Origin of the sequence: Vibrio sp. TRT 21S02 (genome assembly GCF_050113675.1) — a bacterium.
Taxonomy (GTDB): domain Bacteria; phylum Pseudomonadota; class Gammaproteobacteria; order Enterobacterales; family Vibrionaceae; genus Vibrio.
The window spans coordinates 231,987-250,244 of sequence record NZ_JBNJOI010000006.1; the positions used below are offsets into that span (position 1 = coordinate 231,987).

The 18,258-nt window shown below is 43.4% G+C and carries 14 protein-coding genes; 8 read left to right on the forward strand and 6 right to left on the reverse strand.

Annotated elements, in window-relative coordinates:
• Nucleotides 1-307 precede the first annotated feature (307 nt).
• Nucleotides 308-1,939 carry a methyl-accepting chemotaxis protein gene (locus ACQEXU_RS10495; protein WP_427010763.1) on the forward strand — a complete coding sequence of 544 codons (1,632 nt, stop codon included), beginning with the start codon at nt 308-310 and terminating at the stop codon, nt 1,937-1,939.
• A 148-nt stretch (nt 1,940-2,087) separates the two neighbouring features.
• On the opposite strand, the gene ACQEXU_RS10500 is transcribed toward ACQEXU_RS10495, so the two are convergent.
• Entirely contained in the window at nt 2,088-3,431 is a 1,344-nt protein-coding gene (locus ACQEXU_RS10500) for a DEAD/DEAH box helicase (RefSeq protein WP_427010868.1), read from the reverse strand.
• 466 nt (nt 3,432-3,897) lie between these two features.
• Here ACQEXU_RS10500 and ACQEXU_RS10505 point away from each other — a divergent pair, with 466 nt between their 5' ends.
• On the forward strand, nt 3,898-4,158 hold the full coding sequence (locus tag ACQEXU_RS10505; RefSeq protein ID WP_367990336.1) for an Lpp/OprI family alanine-zipper lipoprotein: 261 nt from the start codon (nt 3,898-3,900) through the stop codon (nt 4,156-4,158).
• Between the two features lie 71 nt (nt 4,159-4,229).
• Here the strand turns inward: ACQEXU_RS10505 and ACQEXU_RS10510 are convergent, their stop codons facing one another.
• Genes ACQEXU_RS10510 through ACQEXU_RS10520 form a run of 3 tightly spaced genes read right to left on the reverse strand, consistent with a single transcriptional unit; the run spans nt 4,230 to nt 7,523 of the window.
• Entirely contained in the window at nt 4,230-5,135 is a 906-nt protein-coding gene (locus ACQEXU_RS10510; protein ID WP_367990337.1) for a L,D-transpeptidase family protein, read from the reverse strand.
• Nucleotide 5,136: 1 nt separating this feature from the next.
• Nucleotides 5,137-6,552, reverse strand: coding sequence for a deoxyribodipyrimidine photo-lyase (gene phrB, locus ACQEXU_RS10515; RefSeq protein ID WP_427010764.1), 1,416 nt, complete (start codon nt 6,550-6,552; stop codon nt 5,137-5,139).
• Nucleotides 6,553-6,572: 20 nt separating this feature from the next.
• Complete coding sequence (locus ACQEXU_RS10520) at nt 6,573-7,523, reverse strand: YbgA family protein (protein WP_427010765.1); 951 nt, start codon at nt 7,521-7,523, stop codon at nt 6,573-6,575.
• Between the two features lie 300 nt (nt 7,524-7,823).
• Here ACQEXU_RS10520 and deoD point away from each other — a divergent pair, with 300 nt between their 5' ends.
• Together deoD and ACQEXU_RS10530 are read left to right on the forward strand one after the other, a co-directional pair.
• Entirely contained in the window at nt 7,824-8,534 is a 711-nt protein-coding gene (gene deoD / locus ACQEXU_RS10525) for a purine-nucleoside phosphorylase (RefSeq protein WP_367990340.1), read from the forward strand.
• A 71-nt stretch (nt 8,535-8,605) separates the two neighbouring features.
• Entirely contained in the window at nt 8,606-10,075 is a 1,470-nt protein-coding gene (locus ACQEXU_RS10530; protein WP_427010766.1) for a transposase, read from the forward strand.
• Nucleotides 10,076-10,438: 363 nt separating this feature from the next.
• Here ACQEXU_RS10530 and ACQEXU_RS10535 read toward each other — a convergent pair whose 3' ends face one another.
• Nucleotides 10,439-10,891 carry a hypothetical protein gene (locus tag ACQEXU_RS10535; protein WP_427010767.1) on the reverse strand — a complete coding sequence of 151 codons (453 nt, stop codon included), beginning with the start codon at nt 10,889-10,891 and terminating at the stop codon, nt 10,439-10,441.
• 10 nt (nt 10,892-10,901) lie between these two features.
• The gene (locus tag ACQEXU_RS10540) at nt 10,902-12,782 is read right to left on the reverse strand and encodes a S8 family serine peptidase (RefSeq protein ID WP_427010768.1); all 1,881 of its coding nucleotides are present in this window, start codon (nt 12,780-12,782) and stop codon (nt 10,902-10,904) included.
• 747 nt (nt 12,783-13,529) lie between these two features.
• Here ACQEXU_RS10540 and ACQEXU_RS10545 point away from each other — a divergent pair.
• The 4 genes from ACQEXU_RS10545 to ACQEXU_RS10560 all read left to right on the forward strand — a co-directional run bounded on the left by ACQEXU_RS10545 (nt 13,530) and on the right by ACQEXU_RS10560 (nt 18,191).
• A complete protein-coding gene (locus ACQEXU_RS10545; RefSeq protein WP_367990344.1) occupies nt 13,530-15,020 on the forward strand; it encodes a hypothetical protein in 1,491 nt (496 codons plus the stop codon).
• Entirely contained in the window at nt 14,992-16,572 is a 1,581-nt protein-coding gene (locus tag ACQEXU_RS10550; protein ID WP_367990345.1) for a diguanylate cyclase domain-containing protein, read from the forward strand. Before ACQEXU_RS10545 ends, ACQEXU_RS10550 begins: the two co-directional genes overlap by 29 nt.
• Before the next feature lie 96 nt (nt 16,573-16,668).
• A complete protein-coding gene (locus ACQEXU_RS10555) occupies nt 16,669-17,061 on the forward strand; it encodes a DUF3302 domain-containing protein (RefSeq protein ID WP_427010769.1) in 393 nt (130 codons plus the stop codon).
• Nucleotides 17,061-18,191, forward strand: a complete 1,131-nt coding sequence (locus ACQEXU_RS10560) for an HlyD family secretion protein (protein ID WP_427010770.1) — start codon at nt 17,061-17,063, stop codon at nt 18,189-18,191. The genes ACQEXU_RS10555 and ACQEXU_RS10560 overlap by 1 nt, the downstream gene beginning before the upstream one ends.
• Nucleotides 18,192-18,258: the final 67 nt, after the last annotated feature.

The window sequence follows — 18,258 nt, forward strand, 5'->3', positions numbered from 1 at the left end:
ATGACAGTTGTGTTTCACTTCGTTGAACCCTCTATGACAACTCACTAGTCTTGCTATTACACCTGCAACACTAACCATAAGTTCATAAAAATCATTCTTAGGTCTATTAAAAAACTTGATCCCAATCAGAATGAAACCCTATAACCACATGAATTTATTGGAAAACTCATTGCATACCAATACATCGCAAAAATAAACGATAGTATTATTTTTTACATTGCATTATTTAAATGAAAAATTAGAATCCCCTCTCTTAAATAACAAAAATAATAATTAATTTAATTTACAAGAATGAAGAGGATACTTTATGCGCCAGTTACTCAGTGGCCTTTCGGTTAAGATGCAGGTTGTTGTCCCTGTGGCTTTCACTATGCTTTTGCTTATCGCAGGCATCGCCTTTAGCACAACAAGTTTAAAACACGCCTTCTCCCAAGTTTCAGAGTCCACCGAAGATCTCGTCACTCATAAAGATGAACTGACTCAAATCGTAGACAATACTTATGGTATGCGAATCAGCGCTATATACAGTTTGTTTAAAGCCGACGAAATCAAAGTGCTGCCTTCGGTGCTAAAAGAAAAGCAGCAAAACAACCGAGAACTGCTTGCCTTATTGAACTCGGTCTCTGGTATGGAGCAAGAAGTCAGTGCAATGCAGCAAGCTATGGACCATTACGTCGATTACTCCATCAATGTCATGCTTCCTTTATTACAGATTAAACATCACGAACAATACCCTTCTCCGGATTTCCAACAGCAATATACCCAAGCAGCAAATGCCTATCGCGAAGCGGGAAATCAGATGGTTACGGCTATCGCAAATCTCTCTAAAAAGCTGAACACCATTGCTCTGGATGAGGTCGCACAAAACGAGCAATCACACAGCGGTGTCCTCAACAATGCAACGCTAGGGCTAATTGCGGTATTAGCGATCGCAGCTATATTGAGTTGGATCTTAGCGGGCATCATCGTCACACCAATTAAGCAACTGCAGAATGTAATGCGTGAGGTCGCTTCCGGAAACTTGACCGTTGAAAGCCACCCCGTTGGTCACAATGAAATTGCCGTCCTCTCACATGATGTCAATAGCACCATTCATCAGTTAAGAAATACCATTGAAGCCTTAGTTCGAGTGAGTAATGATGTCGCTTCAGCATCAACGGAACTCGCGGCTGTCATGACACAATCAAGCCATAATTCAGACCAAGAAAGACAAGAGGTGGAGCATGTCAATCAGCTTGAAAGCACGGCTAGTGAAGTAACACAGAATGCTAATGAAGCCGATTCTGCCTCTAGTATCGTTGATCAGCTTGCCAAAGAAAGTCTGGACAAATTTACACGTAACCACAAAGCCAATACTCAAATGGCTGACCAGCTCAGCGAAGCCGCACAACTCGTTAACTCATTGAAAGAACAATCTGAGCAAATCGGCAAAGTGATTGAAGTGATTGAAGGTATTTCTGAACAAACAAATCTGCTTGCTCTCAATGCAGCCATTGAAGCGGCACGTGCAGGAGAAAGTGGCAGAGGCTTTGCTGTAGTAGCAGATGAAGTCAGAATGCTGGCCGCACGCACGCAGGAATCAACCAAAGAAATCCAAGTGATCATTGAAGAACTTCAGCAACAATCAGGTAGTGCAAACGACAGTATGACTTCAAGCTTAGCAATGCTTGAAACCAACCAAGGACTTGCAACTGAGGTGGCTCAGGCTCTCAATGACATTTGTCGCTCAATCACACAGCTGAACTCTGTGAACACCCAAGTTGCCACCGCTTCTGAAGAGCAAGGGCAAGTGACCTCTGATATCAACTCAAACTTGACTAATATTTACGAGTTAGTTAGCCAAAATGTAACAGGGATTACCCAAGCAGCCACAGCAAGCCAAGAGTTGTCCAGCCTTGCTGAGCATCAAAAACAGCAGCTCGCCTATTTCAGAACATAAAGCTTTCGCACTGAGTCAACAAACTCGCAAAACATAAAAAAGCCGAGCATGTCATTGACTTGCTCGGCCTTCAATTCTCTATAAGGGTTGTTAGCAAACGCGGCTTTATTCCTAACTAAAGCAAAAAGTGCGATGCCAAAACGCTAGCTTAATCTTCAGATTCTTTCGGCGGTGTTTTCTTTTTCGGAATAAAGACTGAATCACCTACAGCGACGTTTTGATAGAAGCCTTTATCACGTTTCACTGGTTTCTTCGCTACTTTCTTCGCTTGTGGTTTGGCTTTTTTCACTGAACCTTTAGCTTTACGCATATCCGGTTTGCGCGGTTTGATCCCTTTAAACTTGCCTTTTAACCCTTCCAGTTCAGAGAAGTTAATATCTTGGTGCAGATACGCTTCAACACGTTTAAAACTTACCCAGTCTTTTGGACCAACAAGAGAAATAGCATCCCCTTTATTACCCGCGCGACCAGTACGACCAACACGGTGAACATACTCTTCAGTATGCTTTGGCATATCAAAGTTGATCACATGCGTTACATTAGCAATATCCAAACCGCGCGATGCAACATCAGTCGTTACCAATATCTTAAATACCGCGCGCTCAAATTGACTCATAATGGTATTTCGCTGGGTCTGATTTAAATTACCGCTGAGTGCGACCGCTTTGAGTTTCTTCTCATTCAGCTTCTCTGTTAGGCGATCCGTATCAGAGCGAGTTGCGGTGAAAATAATAAGTTGCTTGTAATCAGACTCTTCAAGAACACGTTCTAGAATTGCTTCTTTATGATCCAAATGATCACATAAGTAGAATCTTTGAGTGATGTCTTTATGTTCTTCGTTCGAAACACCTATCGCAATGCGTTTAGGCGCATCCAACATTTCAGAGGCGATATCATTCACTTCAGCATGATCTAATGTCGCTGAAAACATCAACGTTTGACGGCGACGGTGCTTCGCAGCCTTATGAATACGGCGAAGCTCAGGGGCAAAGCCCAAATCCAACATGCGATCCGCTTCATCAAGGATCAGTGTTTCCAAACCATCAAGGAATAGTGAACGGTGCTCTAAATGGTCAGCCAGACGACCCGGCGTTGCGACGATAAACCGTGGTTTACGACGAAGCGCTTTCACTTGATCGTTAAAGTTTTCACCACCGAGAATCAAAGCGGCTTCATATGATAAGCCTCCAAGCATGATACGTAGCTCACCATAGACTTGTTTCGCCAACTCACGAGTCGGGGCTAGAATCAAACCACGCGGATCATTAGCAGAAAATGCTTTTGTCTTGAGAGATTTATGCAGCATTGGCAAAACAAACGCCAGTGTCTTACCAGAACCTGTTTTAGACGAGGCCAACAGATCTTTGCCAGCCATCGCCACAGGGATAGCTTGTCGTTGAATGTCTGTCGCCTTTTTAAAGTCATAGTGATTCAAATTTTTCAGAAGGCGGTTATCTAGGCCTAGATCTTTAAACTGCAATGGATTCTCCAGTCAATATTGGTACGCGTCATTGGCCGCAAAATAACTCAGAGCAGCTTGGTCACGCGGGGGGTGAAAAATAAAGCGCGCTATAATAGCGCGAAACTTACGTAAATAGATAGCGATCACATAAAAATAGTCAAACCCAAAGTGTAAAGCGCTCTCGTGAGGAAATTCATACACAACCTAGGAGTGAGTAACCAGAACCATCGACTGATTGAGCGATACTGAAATGTATGCAACTGCGACAGGACATATGAAGCTAGATGTTAAATCTCCTGATTGCATTAACCAGAATTATAGTTCCTAATTATGAGACAGCTGTCAATTTATTCACTAATTCCTTAAAATCTTGGATTTTTTTGACTTTTCTTTTCTACATCTTCTGTAAGATTAGGTCTACAATTTACCTCGTCACTATATCGTAGATAATGTATAGGACGAATTTTTGATACTTACATATTGCAAGGAGTTCATGATGAACAAAATGTTAATCGCAGCTGCAGCGTCTTCTGTACTTCTACTGGCTGGTTGTGCTTCTGGTCTGGACGAAGCAACAACAGCAAAAATGGATGAGCTAAGCAACCAAGTTAGCCAGCTAACCAACGAAGTTTCTGCACTGAAATCAGATCTATCGACTGAAGTTCAGAAAGCTGGCGATGCTGCAATGTCTGCTCAAGAAGAAGCAGCACGTGCAAACGAGCGTATCGACAATATTGCTCAGTCTTACACTAAGTAATTCTGAATCAAGTTGTAAAAAAAGGGTCTGCATTGCAGACCCTTTTTTTTAACCCAATTTTCTTCTTTTGATTAGTTCACATATGACGGCGCGACGACTTCTGTCGGTACACCGTTTTGCGACAATATCACCGCGCGCGCTTTCACATCCGAAATATCAAACTCATCTAACCACCAGCTTAGCTGCTGCGGAACCACCATATCTTTTTTACTGCCATCGCTACGTGTTAAAGGCTCATGAGCTTCAACAAATACACTGCGATCCGGCTCCAACGCCACTTTTACAGGCTCATCAATAATTTTCACTTTTTCACCCAGTTTGATCTGAGGGAATAGCCACTTGATATCTTTTGGATCCATACGTATGCAACCTGAGCTCACTCGCATACCGATACCAAAGTCTTTATTGGTTCCATGGATCAAATAGTCACCTGCCCCATAAGCCAGTCGCAGCGCAAATTCACCTAAAGGGTTTTCTGGACCAGCGGGCACAACCGTAGGTAGTTCGATGCCTTTCGCTAAATACTCTTTTCTAATTGAAGCAGGAGGTGTCCATGTCGGGTTGGGTCTTTTTTGGCTGATTTTGGTCTCCATTTCCGGCGTATCACGACCGATTCGGCCAATACCGACCGGGAAAATGTGTACTTTATTTTCTTGGGGCTTGAAGTAATAAAGACGAAGTTCAGCCAAGTTAATCACAATACCTTCTCTGGGCACTTGGGGTAAGATGATTTGAGTTGGAATGGTTAAAACATAGTCCACTTGAGGTAAAAAAGGGTCTACGCCCTTATTTGCTGCCATTAATGACAAAAAGCCAACATCATATTGCTTTGCAATATCCGCTAAGCTTTCTCCTTGCTCAACCTTATGATATTGGGTGCGCCCCACCAAACTGCTGCCCTCTGGCGGTAGTTCATAAGTTGCCGCGAACACCGGCAGACTCAGACAACAACAGAGAGAAAGAACTTTTCGCAGCATTTTAGGTTTCCTTAGCTTCTTTATAGAGACGTAAGGTTATCTCTCTTTCTACCTTGTGATCAACTATCGGCTTGGGATATGACAATGTATTGACAGCTGGGCATTTCCACGGCTGATGAATATAACGTGTTTCTAAATCTCGTAGCTCAGGAACCCAGCGCCGGATAAAAACGCCATCGGGGTCAAACTTCTCCCCTTGAGTAGTTGGGTTAAAAATCCGAAAGTAAGGTTGACCGTCACATCCGGTTGACGCACACCACTGCCAGCCACCATTGTTCGCAGCATAATCTCCGTCAATCAGATGGCTCATAAAATAGGCTTCACCCTCTCTCCAACTAATATGTAAATCTTTAACCAGAAAGCTGGCGACAATCATTCTCAAACGGTTATGTATCCAACCTGTCGTGTTAAGCTGCCTCATTGCCGCATCAACAATTGGATACCCAGTCATGCCCTCTTTCCACGCTTGGAACAGCGCGTCATTCGTTACCCATTGCAAGCTCTCCCCCCATTCAAAAAAACACCGACCTTTACTGAGCTTAGGTTCAAAATGAAGTAAGTGTTGATAAAACTCTCGCCAAATCAGTTCGCTTTGCCAAACTTCTCGACCACGACTTAAAGCTGGCGTTTGCCGATACATCACTCTGGCCATACATTGCCGTACAGAGAGCGCACCAATTGCCAAATAAGGGGAAAGGCGACTTGTTGCGAGTAGAGCTGGAAAATCACGTTGCTGATGATAGTGTTCAACCCCTTGCTGGTCGAAATCGCGCAGTTGATTGCGGATAACAACTCTATCAATGGGGTACGCAGCACTAGAAACCCGAGGAAAACTGAAACCTGTATTCAGTTGAAGTGAGTTTATTTTATCCCTTTGCAGTTGAGACAAAGGCGAAGCGGTTTCAGTCTTGAGTACAGAAAAAGACATCGCATACAACTTACTTAGATAAGCCTTTTTAAAAGGCGTAAAAACTTTAAAGTACTCTCCCTGTTTGTTGAGCACGGAACCTGGAGGAAAAATGCACTTATCATCAAAGCATTGATATGCCACCCCTTCCAATTTAAGCTGCATTCTAAGATGCTCATCCCGCCGTTGTTCGTCTACCTCATAATCCTTGTTTAGATAAACCGCATCGGCTCCACATTGCTTTGCGATATGGGCAACAAACTCTGCTCCATGCTCATAGGTATCACTTTCATGATAAATAAGCTCGACGTTGTACTGTGCTAACTCTTGTTTAAGCACTTCGAGACGTCGGTATATAAGGTCTGCCTGAATAGGGGCAAGATGATGCTTGAACCAAGTGCCAGGTGTCGCCACATAAACACCAATCACAGGCTCGCCACTTTTTATAGCTTCAAATAATGCCCTATTATCATCAACGCGAAGATCGCGCCTGAACCAAACCAGTTTCATCCAATTAATTTACCTTGCATTCATAAGCCATAACGTAAGCGTAGCGCTTGAGGATAAGGGTCAAAAAAAGATTGTTGTTGTAAGTAACAGTCAGGATGCGCTGATAAATAATGTTTTATCAAGGTTAAAGGGGCCAGCAAAGGTAACAACCCAGCGCGATAATCATCAATTAGTTGGCGAAGTTCCGCTTTCTGAGCTTTGTTTAGAGCACGTTTAAAATATCCTTGCAGGTGCATCAACACATTAGTGTTATTTTTTCTGCTGGCTCGATGCACCATCGCTTTCATTAAGCCTGTGCGATAAAGGTTATAGAAATCAAGAACATCATAATCACATATGTGAGCCACAAGCCGTCCTAACTCCTTGTATGATTGAGGGTGATGCGCCATCAATGTCAACTTATAACGAGAATGAAATGCAACAATTTTTCCTCTAGTAGGAGTGCCACCCATTGATTGGTAGAAATCGTGTAAAGTAAAAACCCGGGTCACGAAGTTTTCTTTCAGTACAGGATCATTAAGACGTCCATCTTCTTCTACAGGTAGCCACGGCATCTTAACCATTAACTCTTTGGTGTAAAGGCCAACTCCAGTGCTGTCTGAGCCTCCTTTTTTATAGACTTTAACCCGCTCCATACCGCATGTCGGTGACTTGGCACAAACCACATAACCGCAAAGTTGATCATTGATTAACGCATTCACTTTCTGTTTTGCGAAAGCCACCATCCTATCGGTGTGCTCTATACTATTGTCTTTCGTCTCTACAAGGGCGATCCGCTCTTTGTCGGTAATAAGCCGAATAGTCGGTCTTGGCACAGGCATACCGGACTCTACTTCAGGGCATACTGAAACAAACTCAAAATAGGGTGACAATTCTTTAGTCACAAACCGACTCAATTTGTGTCCAGAGTCAAACCTGACATGCTCACCAAGTACGCAAGCACTTACCCCGACTTTAATCATTTGGCTCATAAACAATCCCCTTTCTCAATCAAACATCAATACTTTTTATTTGAATCTGCATCTATCCATACGATGAGAGAGGCATTTGGGTTCAATTTTTTAAGCAAACGTTTTACAAATCGATTGCTCAATCAAAATCAACAGAATTAGTTATCAATAGGTTTTTGAATGTCTAAAATAAGGCTTTTTGTGACAGAGTTCTCATGGGAGTATGCTAGATATAGCTAGTATTGCCTCAACAGATTTTTTCAGTTCAACAGAATTAGTAATAAAATGAGCTAATTCGCTAGCAACTTTGGAGTAACAACTATGGCAACCCCACATATTAATGCACAACCTGGTGATTTCGCAGAAACAGTATTGATGCCAGGCGATCCACTACGTGCAAAATACATTGCAGAAACTTTCTTAGAAGACGTAAAGCAAGTTTGTGATGTGCGTAACATGTTTGGTTTCACAGGTACTTACAAAGGAAAACGTGTTTCTGTAATGGGCCACGGTATGGGTATCCCATCATGCTGTATCTATGTTCACGAGCTTATCGCTGAATACGGCGTGAAAAACGTCATTCGTGTGGGCAGCTGTGGTGCAGTTCGTGACGACGTTAATCTAATGGACGTTGTGATCGGTATGGGTGCATCAACAGATTCTAAAGTAAACCGTATCCGCTTTAACAACCACGACTTTGCAGCGATCGCTGATTACGGTCTTCTAGAAGAAGCAGTTAACCAAGCGCGCGCTCAAGAAGTACCAGTAAAAGTAGGTAACGTGTTCTCAGCTGATCTTTTCTACACACCAGAAGCTGACATCTTCGAGAAGATGGAAAAACTAGGTATCTTGGGTGTCGATATGGAAGCTGCGGGTATCTACGGTGTTGCAGCGGATCTTGGTGCTAAAGCACTGACGATTCTAACGGTATCTGACCACATCATTCGTGGTGAAAAACTAAGCTCTGAAGAGCGTCAAAAGTCGTTCAACGACATGATGAAGGTTGCGCTTGAAACTGCAATCAACATCTAAGACTCCACCGATTGAAGTACTTCGCCATCAGAGGATTCTCTGATGGCCCAGATAATCCCGAGGGGGAGATTGTGACAACAGGCAAACTGCCGCTGGAAGCAGAAGGGTTACAGCTCAACTTTTGTAAAACATTGGCGTGTGACAACTTTGGATTGAGTGAGGCACATCGATACGTTGTGCAGCATGCTAACCCAAAACGACCTGCTATGGTTTGTCGGGAATGTGGCGCTTTCCCCCCCTTACTTAACAATCAGGAAGTTCTTAACGAACTTCATCGACTACGTCACCTTCACAGTGACGGCCTCCCCGCATGTCGCAATGAAGACTGTGACAATTTCGGTCTTTCCGTTCATACCCACAAACATCTTTACCATGCTTTTGGTTATAGTGGCGATCGTCAGCGTTATCGCTGCAAACAGTGCCAATCGACGTTTGTTGATAAATGGTCTGGGGCGAACAAAAAACTGAATTTTCAAGAGAACCTACTCGGTTTGCTCTTTATGAGTTACTCGGTACGTGAAATATGCCGTAAGTTGGAAATTAACCCAAAAACGTTTTATGACCACCTCGATCACATCGCAAGTCGTTGCCGCCGTAAGCTGGCAATGATTGATGCGCGATGGGTAAACCACGCACAAAGCTATCAGCTTGCTTCGTACTATGTGCCATTGCAACCACAGAGCAACAATGGCGTACTTTGGATAACCACCGGGGAAGCAAAAACTGGCTATATTCTGTGCCAGCATGTGAATTATTCTTCAGACGAAGAACCCAATGGCCCCAATGACCACAACCCTTACGACATACCAGCAAGATTCGTATCGCAGGATTATTCATCTGAGTCCAATATGCCTGCGTCCGCACCTTCTCCTATTTTAAGAGAGCGTATTGACCAGAAATATCAGATTATTTTAGCCCGCGGTAACGTAGAAGACCCAATGGGTAACCTGACAACATTTAACTACCCTTCCAAAGGTGCTTTAATTCGACCGCCTTATACCTCTTACGCGCACTACCTGCATGTGTTAGATATGTGTGGTGACGACAAACGTGTATCGATTTATATGCCGCAAGATCCGGTCTTACGTTCAGCAGCTTTGAGCGTTTGCCTGCCTCGTATTCAGCAAAAAAACGTAGACCTCATGTATGTCGAAGAAGACACTCAATGGAGTAACGACGTCACTTTTGGCAAAACCGACATTGTACACGTAGGTTGGTGGCGTGACCGCTGGGCTATCGCTAACCAAAAAGAAGCATCTAAAGGGATATGTTATTTGGCGGGAGAGCGCAACAATCCAGAGGAATGGCTGGTTAACGCATCAACACGTAAAGTAGAGTTTTACCAACAACGTTTCCAACTGTTGTTTGGTGCATTTATTAATGAGCCTAGACGAAAGCTTCGCCCCGGAGGCTTATTACCGATGCTGGATATTTTCAGGGCATGGCACAACCTATGTTATCAAGATAAATGCGGAAAAACCGCGGCACAAAATCTCGGTTTGACTGACGCTCCACTGACACTGAGAGAGCTGCTTCAGTAATCACTAAAAATTGCATAAAAAAGAGCCGCGATACGCGGCTCTTTTTTATGGGGATGATATGGGTTTGACATATTCAACAATGGACCGCCAATGTTTCCTTTCAAACTTCTCATGTAACTTATCTTCACTTGCGAAACGCTGACTATTACGAGATAAGTTCATGGGATGCTTTTGAGGGAAATAGTATTGGCTCTCCACAATTGAACTCAATGAAATATATCCTTTTGACTCGAGCGCTCTGTCTAAAGACCGAGCGAATCTCTCATCCAGCTTCTGCCATTTTCTAAGCATTTTACAACCTGCTTATTACACTTTGGATGGATGAAAGCAAAAGGCCCAAGCGAACTCAGGCCTTTTCACTCCTTATTGCGGCTTAATGTCGTTTGGTTGCAAATGAATGCGAACGGGAACATTTAACTCTGTGTTCAGCGCACTCCGTAATGCTTTCACATCCGTTCCTTTTTTCGCATACAGCAATGCAATTCCCCCTTCATAGCCAAGGAATTCCAAATCAAATTTTTCGGCAATCACTAACGCTTGCTGCTCGTCAGTAACAATCTCAATTTCTCCAGAAATCGTCTTAGGTTTAGGTTGGATGACACTGTCGGCATTCGCAGAAAGAACAACTGAGTCGCCGACACGAACGGTATTCGACTTTTCAGCACTTGCACCTGCAGACCTTGTTGATAAGTGATTGGATGGTACAACGGAGTACGCTTCACCATTAATATTGATGGTTGGCTCCTGAGCTATCGCAGAAAACGAACATAATGAGCCGATCACAAGCATTGTGAACAAAGTATTACTATTTTTCATGTTTGATTCCTTATTTCGCTTCTGTATGACCTAAAATACGTAATGACCAACCCAACAGCTCGCCATTTTCGGTATTGTTATTGATACGCACTCGTCTATTTGACTCGAGATCTATAGCGTAGCGAGTATCTTTACTGGTATCGGTGATACGTAGTGTCCAGTTTCCTCTTGCTGACTCACCATAAAACTTGTGGCTTAACATCAGCTTATTTCTGAATCCAGCTCGCTCTTTTATCATACTGTTACGTGGTGACATCAACACACTGCGAGTACCAGATGGAGAAACCAGTTCAACCAGCAGATCTGAAATGCGCTCATGATTCGCATTGAGGGTGATCTGAACCGCTTCAACCGTATTGTCACTTTCAACCGCCAGTGTAGTAGACGTTGCATTCGCTCCTGCATCAGCAATTGCAAGTGGGTTTTCAAGGTTACTGTTAATCCAAGGGCTAATTTCAAGTGACGGTAATGGCACGTAGTTGTCTCGTCCAGCCTTAATTGCAGCACTTACATCAATTAGACCAAAACCATAATAAGGGCTGTATTGATAACCAGCCGCATTTTCTTCCCAACCTTCTAAGCCAACAACCGTACGATTTGCTCCCGCTGCAGTGGCGTAACGCAGTTGGAGATCGCCATAATTTGGATCAACTTGTGTCGCGGTTGAAGCAAGAAGGTGTCGGATATCACGCTGATGCATATTAGGGAATGCAGACATCATGACCGCAAAAGCACCTGATGTATTGGGCGCCGCTGAAGAAGTCCCATTCATAGTGCTGTTGTAGTTACAAGTTGGGTCTAAAGGAGTACCACCGTGTAACAAGTGGCCGTCATATGGAAAATAGAGTGGATGATTATTGTACCCCATCTCACAACCTGTCGGATCAGTTGTCACATGAGCAGGGAAATTCCTCCCACCCTCTCCTCCAGGTGCGGTTAAAAATACACTGCTGCCTACTGTTGAGTATGACGAACGCGTCCCACCAGCGGCTAATGCACTCACGGTTACGTTCCAATAGTTTGCATTATAGTTCTCTTGGTTACTGTTTTCCCACGGCAAGTTAGCGGCTTGGTCGACAGGGCGATAACCTGTCCGGTTGTAGCCATTACCCGCCGATTTTACGAAAACAGCACCAAGCTGACCGTTGGAGTCCATCGACATGCGCCTCAGAGTTTGTTCTTGAAAGCCTTCCACGTATGATTCTGATCCCATTACTGAACGCCCATAACTTTGGTTAAATACTCTTACATCATCCGTATAACCCGGTTTACCATGGCTGATATACCATGCACCTGGAATGTTAGATTCATACCGTTTCCTTAGATACTTATAACCCTGCAAGTTCGCTTCTGGGGCAACCCCAATACCCCCTAGGCCATTGTTGCTTACTGCACCAATGATTCCCCCAACAGAAGTTCCATGTGCATCTAGACGGCGAATTGGACTTGGGTCACTAGGATCATTTGCTCCTGCAATAAGGTTCGCTGAACGACCCTGACGAATATTGCCTTCAAGATCTGGGTGAGCAAGCTCTAACCCATCATCAACAACGGCAACGTTAACACCTTGACCAGTAAAGCCGACACGGTGCGCCCACCACACGTTCATATCATTACCTGCAACCCCGCCATTACGTGCAAATGCACGTTGACCGGTATTCATTAGGTGCCATTGGTGTTCGGTCAATGGGTCATTTCCTGGAAGGCAGCGTAACAAGCTGTTTCGCGAAATATCGACGTTGTCGTCCACATTTAACGCAGAACAAGCTTCAACACTTGCCGGCTCTCCTGAGTTTTCGAGAACCGTCGTTGATACCCCTGCATACGACATAAAGGATGCGGAGCCTAACAATGCACTAATAACTAGCGCCACTGATGTTGGTTTATACATTTTTATATCCTTCTAATATTCGCTTGATTGAATACCAAGCACGAACATATTTAAGATAAAAAAACACCATTCAAAACCATCGAAAATATCATTTGTGATCTTAAGCGCAGTTAGAAAATACATTATTAATATTTTTTAGGTTCAGGTTCTTACTATCAACAATAAAACTTAAAAACTAGCAATACCCAGACATAACAACTAAATACAAATCTAATATTAACAATGAGTTAATCCTTAATTTAGAACATATTTATAGTTAAACTAACAATATTTAGTTTCGACATATTGGACAAGTAGTTAAAATTACAAAAACAACAATAAATTAAGACACCTCTACAATAGAAACTAAAATTGGTATTAAATTTAATTACAATTGAAAGGTAAGTTAATTATTTTTCACACCGATACCGTTCTATATAATGTAAGTTAAATTGGCGTCAAAATATTGTCCTTATATGTAATAAATGAATAACTCCTCTTTCCTGCTTTACATTTGCCTACACAACATGCTGGTTTATATAAACATTTCCAAAATGAATATTACTGGCACAATTTGTGCTTTATTTAAATATAAATTGGGCATAAACGGTTTCACTCAAAAACTCCGAGCTGCGATATAATTAGCATTAGTGTGAACCTCGCCAGTAAACCGTACGCTCAACGTTGCTTTTGCTGGAGATATGGCAATGGCTGTTTTTATAATGCTTTGGTATTAACACAACACTTTGCTGTTAAGGGATTGATTAATTGGACAAAAGCCAACATCTTTTAGAAACGGAAATCACACGACTCAGAGACAAAGTTGAATCTGAGCCAGAAAAAGTGTTAGCGACAGCTGAACAGTGTGTTACGCGAGCAAATCAGATACTTTACCCAGACGGCGTCATCCAAGGGTTAATCATCATGTCTCGTTGTTGCTGGTGCCTGATGGATTACCGGAAAGGACTAAGATACATCAAAGAAGCGCACAGTAAGCTAAGCACAATGGACAGCGATGATTACCTCCCTGAAATTCTTCATATCCACGCCTTACATTACTGGGGACAAGCAAAATACTACTCCGCACAACAGTTTTGGATTAATGCGTTAGAGCAATCAGCCTTAGTTGATGAAATTGAGTACCAAATAGAGAGCCTCATTGGGCTTGGCAATGTTTGGCGTATCACCCATGAATATCAACTTGCGCGTACAACTCACGAGCTTGCCGTTACTGTTGCCAATAATACACGTATTGCTTGGTTAGAAGGAAAAGCACGAATACTGCTAGCATGGGATTTATACCTGTTAAACCAGTATGTTGAGATGCTCAGCGTGTTAGACGGCGCATCAGAGCTACTTTCTCACCATGACGATAAAACATGGCATGCAGAAGTATGGGACTTCCGTGGCCTCGCATTATTAGGGCTCGAACGGATTGAAGATGCAGAAAAAGCGACGGCAAAAGCCCATGATCTTGCAGTAGAACACAACTTAGTATGGATGCAAGCTCACTCTTTCATCAGCCGAGCTAGACTAGAATTGCTGAGAAGCCATCCAGAACGTGCGGCAGAATTGCTGGTAAAAGCCGAGCGTTCTGCGTCAACATTCGATAACGGCGAGCTACTTTCTCAGATCTGTTTCCAGCAATCTCGAGTAGCAGAAGAGCAAGAGGATCACCAAACCGCCCTTGCTGCGTTCAAAAAATATCGTAAGCACTCCATCGATATGCTCCGAGAACAAACGGCTCGTGTCAGTAAAGACAAAGCCAGAGCTTCAAAGCGCCAGTTAGAACAACGGGCTCGCAAACTCATTAATCGTATTCGAGGTCAACATGAATACGACCCTGACAAGCAGCTCAGTCAAATGGTTTCTGAAACCTTTTGGTGGGAGCAGTTAGTACTCTGCAAAACCGAACTTAAGCAATCGAAACACTCCGTGATCATCATTCAACACGAAGATAATCATTACCTAGATGTGTGTGCAGAAATCGCCCATTCATTATGCAATCGTATGGACCTGCTTTCACGTTTAAGCGCTGACCGCCTCGGGCTATTGCTGGCAGACAAAGGGGATGAGGCTCTTAATGTCTTTCGTGTTCTAGCAAAAATGATTGAAATTTACCCTTGGCATCGCAAAGGTTTAAAACAATCTCTACCACGAGTTATGTTTGAGGATATTTTGGCTTTCCCATTCACATTAGAACAACTTGAAGAACTTCAGGACACAGAAAATGGAAACGTTACTCAACAAAATCAGTGAGTCAGGACTAGACGCTTCCTCTGTTTCTGGCGAAGAAGCTCTAATTTTCTGGAACCACATTCGTCAGTATGTCGCGACAACACCACAAGAGAAGGCACAAGCTCTGATCATCAGTGCTGAATATCGTAATGAGCTTAAGCAACCTCAAGCGAGTTTAGATGAGTTACGGCAAGCATTGAAACTATTGAGCTTACCCCAAGATGCAGAGTTAATTTTAGAAATTCGAGCAAGCCTTGCCGAAAGATTGGTTGAAACGGGTGACTACACCAGCGCATTGAATGAATACATCACCAGCTCAACCATCGCAGTTGATAACAGCTTCATTGATGCCTATGTTACCGCAGTATTAGGAATGGGGAACTTGTGTGATGCCTACGGCGATCACAATCGCGCACTTCGTTATTATCAAAAAATCGACAGTATTGACCATGCCATTACTAGTCGCTCACTCAGGCTTCGATATAAACTCTATATGCTATCTTGCTACATAGAGCTCAATCGCACTGAGGCAGCAAATGATCTGATCCGAGAGTGCGAAGAGCTAAGCATCCTTGTCAGCGATAAAGTATTAACAGGGCAAATCTATCTTTATCGTGCAAAATTGTATCGTCGCAAGAAGAAGTTTGATGATGCCATGCAATGTCTCGCGAATGTCCAATACGCTGCTGGCAATATCCATTCAAGCTGGCTATCGAATATGATCCGTTTAGAACTCGCTTATTGTCTTACCGAATCAAATAAACCCCATATGGCGAACTGGGTACTTGAATCGGCGCACAAACGCATCAAGCAATATGCCTCTCCTTTCCTTTCACTCAAACTGTCCAATTCACTCAGCGACATCAGTGAGCAACAAGGGGATTTTGTTCGTGCATTAAGCTATCAAAAAAGAGCATTTCGCATCGAAAGCGATCTCATGAAGAACATCCCAATCAGTGAGCTTGGTGCTGCGCAGCTACGACGCTTATCTCGTTTCGAATTGCAACTTAAACTCATTCTCTCCGAGTTAGAAAATCGCGAACTGAAAGAAACAACGGAAAACCAGAAACACACCGTAGCCCAGCTGCAACAAGATGTATTCACAGATCCATTGACCAACTTACACAACCGTCGCTGGCTCGATGTAAAGCTAAAAGATCTGCTACTTCACGATACCCCATTCGCGTTAATGGTTATCGATATTGACCATTTTAAGTCGATTAACGACGAGCTCAGTCATTTGGTAGGAGATAAAGCCATTGTAAATGTCTCTAAAGAATTGGCGGCTTACTTTAAATTTCGCGGTGCTTCTTGTGTCCGTTTCGGTGGCGAGGAGTTCCTTGTCATTCTAGAAAAAGCCACACTGGATCAAGCAGAGTTACATGCAGAGAACTACCGCGAACGTATTTTCCAATTTGGTTGGCACGAAATACTCGGAGAACGCGGCCTTACCGTCAGTATCGGCATTACCTTGCATCGTGAGGGCGAAAATACACAGCGCACTTTCTATCGTGCAGACAAAGCGCTATATCGAGCAAAAGCAAACGGTCGTAATCAAGTTTGCACGGAATAGACAAACCTAGATTTTCAATGCTAACCGCTTGTTTTCATCCACTTAACTAACGTATTCTCACTATACAATCACAACATCGTCACAAGGAAGTAACTAATGTTTCTCGATTATTTTGCGCTAGGTCTGTTGATCTTTGTCGCGCTGGTAATCTTTTACGGCATTATCGTCATTCACGATATACCGTACGAGATTGCAAAAGAGCGTGAACATCCGCATCAGGATGCCATTCACTATGCAGGCTGGGTTAGCCTGTTTACCCTACATGCTATCTGGCCATTCCTCTGGATTTGGGCCACCCTCTGGCGCAAAGAGCGCGGCTGGGGGTTCCAAAAGCTTGAAGAAGAGCAACATGATATCCACCATCGTGTTGATCAGCTCATCGATCAGGTTAATCAGCTACAAAGTGAAGTCGCACGCTTAAAAACACATCAAAGCAACAATCACTCAACCGTTTCCGTCCACGCAGAACGTCATGAGGAGGAGCAATAATGGATTTACTTCTTGTCCTCACTTATGCCGCCATATGTATCGCCATTTTTAAAATATTCAATATCCCTCTTAATAAATGGACGGTTCCAACCGCTGTATTGGGTGGTGTGGTTTTGGTGGGAACTCTGATTCTATTGATGAACTACAACCATCCATTTACACAAGTGGGCAATCAAGTATTCTCCACAACCCCTGTGGTATCTGGTGTTCGTGGCCGAGTCATTGAAGTTCCTGTACAGCCAAATCAGCCACTTAAGCAGGGAGACGTTCTATTTAAAATTGACCCAATTCCGTTCGAAGCCGAGGTTGCAAAATTAAGAGCTAAAGTAAAAGAAGCCAGCCAAGGTGCATTGGGCCTTGAGTCGAATGTGAAAGAAGCTGAAGCCGTTACTATCAAGGCAATCGCAGATCGAGACAAAGCCAAAAGAGAATATGACCGATACCAGCGTGGTTATGACAAAGGCGCTTTCACTGAACAGCAACTTGATACACGTCGACAGGCTTATAAAGCGGCTCAAGCGTCACTCGAAGTCGCTCAATCCAAGCAAGAGCAAGCACAAATTGCATTAGACTCCGAAGTGGGTGGAGAAAATACCGCAGTCGCTCAACTGTTAGCTGAGTTGCGTAAAGCAGAGTTCAACTTAGAACAAACCATTGTTCGAGCACCAACAGATGGTTATGTTACTCAATTAGCGCTAAGACCTGGCGTAATGGCAGTGCCTTTGCCTCTCGCTCCAGTAATGACTTTTGTTCATACCGAAGAAAAACTCTACACCGCAGCATTTCGCCAAAACTCTCTACAACGCCTGAGTCCGGGTTTTGATGCCGAGTTCATGTTTAGAGCCCTACCAGGTAAGGTATTTAAAGGTGAGGTTATTGAAGTGTTACCAGCAATTGGTGAAAGCCAATTTCAAGCCAGAGGGTCATTGTTAGGTACGGAAGCATTACGGACCAGTGGCCGTGTATTCGTCACATTAAAAATCAACGACGATCTTTCAGAATACCGCCTGCCTATGGGGACTGCCGTGGAAGTTGCTGTTTACTCAGACAGCTTTACCCATGTCTCCGTCATGAGGAAGGTGCTCATTCGAATGAAAAGCTGGCAAAACTACCTTTACCTCGATCACTAATTAATTCAGCCCACTTGGAAGAGTGGGCTTTTTTTGAGCATTTTATCACTACACTTAATGACAGAGA

Excerpts from the sequence above, each read along its gene's own strand:
- ACQEXU_RS10495 (WP_427010763.1), top strand. The coding sequence starts at position 308 with ATGCGCCAGTTACTCAGTGGCCTTTCGGTTAAGATGCAGGTTGTTGTC.
- ACQEXU_RS10505 (WP_367990336.1), top strand. The coding sequence starts at position 3,898 with ATGAACAAAATGTTAATCGCAGCTGCAGCGTCTTCTGTACTTCTACTG.
- ACQEXU_RS10510 (WP_367990337.1), bottom strand. The coding sequence starts at position 5,135 with ATGCTGCGAAAAGTTCTTTCTCTCTGTTGTTGTCTGAGTCTGCCGGTG.
- phrB (WP_427010764.1), bottom strand. The coding sequence starts at position 6,552 with ATGAAACTGGTTTGGTTCAGGCGCGATCTTCGCGTTGATGATAATAGG.
- ACQEXU_RS10520 (WP_427010765.1), bottom strand. The coding sequence starts at position 7,523 with ATGAGCCAAATGATTAAAGTCGGGGTAAGTGCTTGCGTACTTGGTGAG.
- deoD (WP_367990340.1), top strand. The coding sequence starts at position 7,824 with ATGGCAACCCCACATATTAATGCACAACCTGGTGATTTCGCAGAAACA.
- ACQEXU_RS10535 (WP_427010767.1), bottom strand. The coding sequence starts at position 10,891 with ATGAAAAATAGTAATACTTTGTTCACAATGCTTGTGATCGGCTCATTA.
- ACQEXU_RS10540 (WP_427010768.1), bottom strand. The coding sequence starts at position 12,782 with ATGTATAAACCAACATCAGTGGCGCTAGTTATTAGTGCATTGTTAGGC.
- ACQEXU_RS10550 (WP_367990345.1), top strand. The coding sequence starts at position 14,992 with ATGGAAACGTTACTCAACAAAATCAGTGAGTCAGGACTAGACGCTTCC.
- ACQEXU_RS10555 (WP_427010769.1), top strand. The coding sequence starts at position 16,669 with ATGTTTCTCGATTATTTTGCGCTAGGTCTGTTGATCTTTGTCGCGCTG.
- ACQEXU_RS10560 (WP_427010770.1), top strand. The coding sequence starts at position 17,061 with ATGGATTTACTTCTTGTCCTCACTTATGCCGCCATATGTATCGCCATT.